The sequence below is a fragment of the Mycolicibacterium houstonense genome (genome assembly GCF_900078665.2).
GTDB classification, from domain to species: Bacteria; Actinomycetota; Actinomycetes; order Mycobacteriales; family Mycobacteriaceae; genus Mycobacterium; species Mycobacterium houstonense.
The window spans coordinates 1-914 of record NZ_LT546227.1 but is presented as its reverse complement, the minus strand read 5'-3'; the positions used below and the strand labels follow the sequence as shown (position 1 = coordinate 914).

1 protein-coding gene is annotated in these 914 nt (G+C 67.7%); it reads left to right on the top strand.

Annotated features, from left to right (window positions below; all coding sequences use genetic code 11):
* Positions 1–208: 208 nt before the first annotated feature.
* On the top strand, positions 209–772 hold the full coding sequence (locus tag BN4332_RS32755) for a hypothetical protein (RefSeq protein WP_066897665.1): 564 nt from the start codon (positions 209–211) through the stop codon (positions 770–772).
* Positions 773–914 lie beyond the last annotated feature (142 nt).

The window sequence follows — 914 nt, the reverse complement described above, 5'->3', positions numbered from 1 at the left end:
GGGGGCGACCTGGCGCAAGCCGATCGTCTCCGGCAGCAGTGTGGCGGCCGGGCTGGAGGACGCGGGCCGGCGGGCGGTTGTGATCGCCGACCTCGCACGTCGTCCGCTCCGGGTCACCCGGTTTCGGTACTACACGGACGCGATGTGAACCGCGATACCGGCCCGGCTGCAGCGTCGTCGTGCGTTGCCGTGAGACCGTAGGAGGATCATGGCTGACCACGCTTACATCACCTACGAGGAGTTCGGCCGCCGGTTCTTCGAGGTGGCGGTGTCCGAGGACCGCGTCGGCGACGCCATCGGGGCGATCGCCGGCGACGAGTTCGAAATGGGTCCCATCGCGCAGGGGCCGGGAAAGATCGCCAAGGTGACCGCGCGGGTCAAGATCCAGAAGCCGCGGGTGAGCCGCATCGTCGGTGACACCATCACGTTCTCGATCCGGATACCGCTGGAGATCGACATGATGATCGATCTGCGCATCGACCGGCCCAAGTTCATGGTGTTCGGCGAAATCTCGTTGCGGGCCTCGGCCCTGGCCGCCGAGCCGCTGCTGCTGATCCTCGACGTCAAGAAGCCGCGGCCGTCCGACATCTCGATCCACGTCACCTCGAAGTCGTTGCGCGCCGAGGTGTTGCGGATCCTGGCCGGCGTCGACGCCGAGATCAAACGCTTCATCGCCGCGCACGTGGCCGGTGAGATCGACAGCCCAGAATCGGAGCAGGCCAAGGTGATCGACGTGGCCAAGGAACTCGACTCGGCCTGGGGCGGAATCTGATCCGCCGAGCCCCTGGGTGCGGTAACCGGTCGGCGCGGCCCGTACGATTCCTGCCATGCAGCGCACAGTGATCCGGTCTCTCCGCGGGCTCGCGGCCGTGACCGCGACGGGTACCGCGGCCCTCGTGATCGCCGCACCGGCA

Coding starts and splice junctions, on each gene's coding strand:
- BN4332_RS32755 (WP_066897665.1), top strand. CDS start 209: ATGGCTGACCACGCTTACATCACCTACGAGGAGTTCGGCCGCCGGTTC.